Source organism: Streptomyces sp. 3MP-14, from assembly GCF_006334905.2.
In the GTDB taxonomy this organism is placed as follows: Bacteria; Actinomycetota; Actinomycetes; order Streptomycetales; family Streptomycetaceae; genus Streptomyces; species Streptomyces triticirhizae.
Genome location: NZ_VDLZ02000032.1, coordinates 1 through 4,845, shown reverse-complemented (window position 1 = coordinate 4,845; position 4,845 = coordinate 1). Strand labels below are relative to the sequence as shown.

The window sequence follows — 4,845 nt, the reverse complement described above, 5'->3', positions numbered from 1 at the left end:
CGTCGATCCCCGCCGACGCGGACGTCATCACCGCCTCGGTCCGCAGCGGATTGATCTCCGACACCGACCCCACAAACGTGGTCTTACCCACGCCGAACCCACCCGCGATCACGATCTTCGCGGACGTGGTCGAACGGGACGGCGCGGAGAGACCCGCCTCGTTAGAGCTTGCGAAGTCCACTGAGCACCCTTTCGAGCAGTGTCACATCTGGCTGACCGCCGGGCTCCCCGTCATGGCCCGGCTGATGGATGGCGACAAGCCCGGCCTCGGCCAAGTCGGCCACCAGAATCCGGGCGACTCCGAGCGGGATGGCGAGCAGCGCGGACACCTCGGCGACCGACTTGACCTCGTAGCACAGCTGGCAGATCCGTTGGTGCTCGGGCAGCTGCCCTTGCAGCCGCATCGGATCGGCGGTGGTCGACACCAGCGCCTCGATCGCCAACTGGTAACGCGGCCTGGTCCGGCCGCCGGTCATCGCGTACGGACGCACCAGCGGCTGTGGTGCCTCACCCTCCTGCGGACGGCGGCGGTTGCCGGCCCGGGGCACCGACCAGTCGTCGGCCGGGGCCGAGACGGTGGGCTCGGGGCGCCTTCGGGCGCCGGCGTCCGCCGAATGGGCGCTCCCGGACGGGGGCGTGGGGCGCGCCTCGGGGTGCGGTGCCCTCGGATGCGCGGGTGGCTCCGGCGCCGGACGGCGCTCGGGCGCCGGCCGCTGCTGTCCGCCGCTGGGCGCGGAGGGGAAGTTGAAGCGCCCCGGGCGCCCGCCGTCGTGCGGCTGCCCTGGGTACTCGTCACCGTATGGTCCGCCTAGGGGCGTTGCCACAATTCCTCCTCCGACTGCCTTCGCTGTCCACGGATACCGCGTTCACCGCCAAACCTCGTCCCCGCACCCTATGGTGCGCGGCCCCAATCCGCACACGGAGCCCGCTAGTTGAGCAGACTTCCCTGGAGTTCCGCACGCAGATCGGGCGTCAGGACCGTACCGGCACGATCCACCAACAACGCCATCTCATAACCCACCAGACCGATGTCGGCCTCCGGATGTGCCAACACCGCCAACGACGAACCATCCGAGATCGACATGATGAACAGGAACCCCCGCTCCATCTCCACCACCGTCTGGTTCACCGCACCACCCTCAAAGATCCGCGACGCACCAGCCGTCAACGACGTCAGCCCCGAGGCCACCGCCGCCAACTGATCCGCACGATCCCGCGGAAACCCCTCGGACAACGCCAGAAGAAGACCATCAGCGGACACCACCACCGTGTGCGACACCCCCGGGGTGTTCTCCACAAAGCTGGTGATCAACCAGTTGAGGTTCTGCGCCGCCTGGCTCATCGGGCTCACACTAACGCTCCTGCTCGTAGGTGTGACCGGGACCTTGGCCCCGTTCGTCGTTCTGCGCGTCGCGGCCCGCGCCGCGACCTTGCTGTACCCCGCGACGCAGGCTGCTCAGCCGACCACGGACATCCTTGGGGTCGCGGGAAACCTGCGGTCCACCGGGGGCGGACTCGGAGGAAGAGTGTTCCGTCAGATTGGCCTTGGGCACCCGCTTGGGCAACCCGGACGACGTGGTGCCGCCGGTGCGCTCCTCGCGGCGCGGCCCGCGCTCCCAACGCGGTGCCTCGGGCTGGGGTTCCAACCCCTGGCCCTGTGCCGTTTCCTCCTCGGGCCGCTGCTGGTGACGTGGTACACGACGGGGAAGCCCCTGGTCGGTCGCCGGGTCCCGATCAGCCCCAACCGGGCCCGCCGCAGGGAAGCCTACGCGCTGCGCGCCGTTCCCGGGACCATCCTGGCCCGAATCGGCGGCCCGCGAGAAGGCGTCGAACGAGGCTTGTTGGGAGTGGGACGCGGCGGTTCCGTAGCCGCCCTGCCACGTCCCTTCGGGGTTCCCACCTGCGGGGTACCCGTCGGCGGGCGGCAGTTGACCCTGGGGCGCCGGGGCCCGGTGCGCCGGCTGCGCCAGCGCGGCCCACTCGCCGTTGGGCGCGGCGGCCGGCCAACCGCCCTGCTGGGCCTGGCTCCAGTCGCCGTTCGCCGGCGCTGGGCCGGCGTCGGGTCGCGGTTCGGCGCGCAGGTCCAGGCGCATGGTGTCGCCTGGGTCGCTCGGGAGTTGGCCCCCTCCGGCCGCGCCGGCGGGCAGCTGCTGCGGCGCCGGCTGCGCCTCGACCGGGCGGGCGTCGGGGCGGGCGTCGGCGTAGCGCGAGTCGTCGAAGCCGAGTTCGGCGGCGGTACGCAGCCCGGCCTCGCGCTCGGCGGCCGAGATGCCGTCCTGGCGCATGATCCGGGAGACGGTGAACCGCTCCTCCTGCTCGGGGATCTGGCCCCCGCCGCCGTGGGTGATCGACTCGGGCAGCATCACCAGCGAGGTGGTGCCGGACTGCTCGCCGGATGGCCGAAGTTGGACCCTGATCCCGTGCCGGGAGGCCAGCCGGCCGACCACGAACAGGCCCATGCGCTGCGAGATCGCCGCGTCGACGGCCGGCGGGGCGGCGAGCCTGCGGTTGATCTCGGCGAAGTCCTCCTGGCTCAGCCCGATGCCCTTGTCGTGGATCTCGATCATGACCCGGGCGTCGGGCAGCCGGGTGGCGGTGACCCTGACCTTGGCGTGCGGCGAGGAGAAGCTGGTGGCGTTCTCCAGCAGCTCGGCCAGCAGGTGCACCAGGTCGTTGACGACCGCGCCGTGGATCTCGCACGGGGGAACGCCGGTGGTCTCGATGCGGCTGTAGTCCTCCACCTCGGAGGCGGCCGCGCGCAGCACGTCCACGAGCGGCACCGGCTGGTTCCACCGGTGCTCCAGCTCCTCGCCGGCCAGGACCAGCAGGTTCTCGCCGTTGCGCCGCATCCTGGTGGCCAGGTGGTCGAGCTTGAAGAGGTTCTCCAGCTGCTCGGGGTCGGCCTCGCGGGACTCCAGCTCGGAGATGAGGCCCAACTGGCGTTCGATGAGGCCCTGGTTGCGGCTGGAGAGGTTGGTGAAGATGGCGTTGACGTTGCCGCGCAGCAGCGCCTGTTCGGCGGCGAGCCGCACGGCCTCGCGGTGGACCTGGTCGAAGGCGCGGGCGACCTCGCCGATCTCGTCCCTGCTGGTGATGGGGATGGGCGTGACGGCGGTGTCCACCCGGCCCGGGTTGACCTGGGAGAGCTGGTCGACGACGGCGGGCAGGCGGCGGCCGGCGACCTCGAAGGCGGCGGCGCGCAGCCGGCGCATGTCCCGGCTCATCGAGCGGGCCATCAGGCCGGCGACGACGAAGGCGAGCAGCAGGGCGGCCAGCACGGCGGCCGAGTTGACGAACATCTCGGTGCGGGCCGTCGAGGCGACGTCGCCGGCCTCGGCCACCGCCGCGTCCACGAGGTCCTGCTCGATGTCGCGGTAGGCGTCGAACTCGGCGGTGGCGGAGGCGAACCACGCCTCGGGGGTCAGGCCCTGCGCCGCCAGCTCCTCCGGGCTCGCGCCCGAGCCGATCAGCTGGACCATCACCGGCAGGCTGTAGGCGTTGGGCGCCTCGACGGCGGCCTGCTGGCCGGCTTCGGAGAGCCGTTCCTCCAGCCGCTCGACGTCCTCAGGGGTGCCGGCCGAGCCGTACTCGGCCTTGGCGATCTCCTCCAGGTAGGCGTAGGAGCTGAACGCGGTGAGCTGGAGCTGGCGGGCGGAGTCGCCGGGTCCGGGGGCGACCAACAGGTGGGTGCCGATGGCGCGTTGCAGCGAGCTGGCCGCCTTGGAGAGCGAGACGGCGTAGACGGTGCGGCCGTAGGAGGTGAGGTTGTCGGTGCCGAGGCCCAGTTCGTTGGCGAACGACATCAGCGGGTGCTGGACCGCGACATAGCCCTCCTCGGTCTCCACCGCCGGGAGTTGCTCGGTGTAGGCGCGCTGGCGCAGCGCCTCCAGCTGCGGCTCGGCCTCGGTGACGCCCTCCATGCGGTGGCGGAGGCTCTCGGTGTGCGGGGCGTCCTCCCAGCGCGCGTAGAACTCGTCGCGCGCCGCGTTGGTGACCCGATGCGCCTCGCCCACGATCGACGCGTCGCGGTTGCCCTCCAGCAGCGGCTCGGCGGTGACGTCCCGCTCGTCGATCAGCGCGTGGGCGTACGCCGTGGAGGCGCGGACCAGTTCGGCTATGCGTTCGGCGTCCTGCGCCTCACGCCAGGTGGACTGGGAGGCGCTGACCCGCAGCCCCGCCAGCACCAGCGCGATGACCACGGGGATCATCAGGATCGCGTAGAGCTTGGTCGCCACCCGCCAGTTGCGCGGGGCGAACCGGGACCCGGTCGCCATCCCCGAGGGCACGCCGGACGGATCGGCGTCGCCCGGGCGGGCGTTGTGGGCGTCCTTCGCCTCCCCCGCGTCGCCCGGGTGGTCGGCCCCCGGGTTCGGGGGAGTCGCGCTGCTGCGGCTCACTGGCTATCTCACCTCTCGACAGTGACGGCCGACAGGGGCCGGCCGCCATGACTGTGGAGTCGTGTGGATTCCAGCACGCTTGGGGAAGAGTTTCCAATCCCCCCGGTCGTCCGTTTTCAGCCGAGACGAGGCACCCCAATTCGGGCATCGCACCTCAGAGGCGACATACGGTGGCGAACTCGCACGCGGAGCGAAACGGAACGCTTGCCACGCGTAGACATCGCGCGGGGGGACCATCGACCGAATCGTTACGAACTCCCGTGGGACGTGGGCGAGAACACAGGGCGAGCCAGCGGTGGCGGTCAGTGCAACCGGGCCAACAGGGCGTGTTCGACGAGGGTGATCAACGCGCTCTTCGCCTCCGCGCGATGCCGCGCGTCGGTCGTGATGATCGGCGCGTCAGGACCGATCTGCAACGCCTCCCGCACCTCCTCCGGAGAGTACGGCT

Annotated in this window: 3 protein-coding genes and 2 pseudogenes; all 5 read right to left on the bottom strand. The window is 71.4% G+C overall.

Features of this window, described 5'->3' with window-relative positions; genetic code table 11:
* Window positions 1-181: pseudogene (locus FH609_RS30690) on the bottom strand (ATP/GTP-binding protein); the annotation flags it as partial.
* A complete protein-coding gene (locus tag FH609_RS30685) occupies window positions 162-824 on the bottom strand; it encodes a DUF742 domain-containing protein (RefSeq protein ID WP_139675776.1) in 663 nt (220 codons plus the stop codon). The pseudogene FH609_RS30690 and the gene FH609_RS30685, both read right to left, overlap by 20 nt.
* Window positions 825-928: 104 nt before the next feature.
* Window positions 929-1,342 carry a roadblock/LC7 domain-containing protein gene (locus FH609_RS30680; RefSeq protein ID WP_062206445.1) on the bottom strand — a complete coding sequence of 138 codons (414 nt, stop codon included), beginning with the start codon at window positions 1,340-1,342 and terminating at the stop codon, window positions 929-931.
* Between the two features lie 10 nt (window positions 1,343-1,352).
* Window positions 1,353-4,274, bottom strand: a complete 2,922-nt coding sequence (locus tag FH609_RS30675) for a nitrate- and nitrite sensing domain-containing protein (protein ID WP_139675778.1) — start codon at window positions 4,272-4,274, stop codon at window positions 1,353-1,355.
* A gap of 425 nt (window positions 4,275-4,699) precedes the next feature.
* Window positions 4,700-4,845: pseudogene (locus FH609_RS30670) on the bottom strand (ATP-binding protein); the annotation flags it as partial.

What these genes read in the sequence shown, in the direction of transcription:
- FH609_RS30680 (WP_062206445.1), bottom strand. Translation starts at nt 1,342, where the DNA reads ATGAGCCAGGCGGCGCAGAACCTCAACTGGTTGATCACCAGCTTTGTG.
- FH609_RS30675 (WP_139675778.1), bottom strand. Translation starts at nt 4,274, where the DNA reads ATGGCGACCGGGTCCCGGTTCGCCCCGCGCAACTGGCGGGTGGCGACC.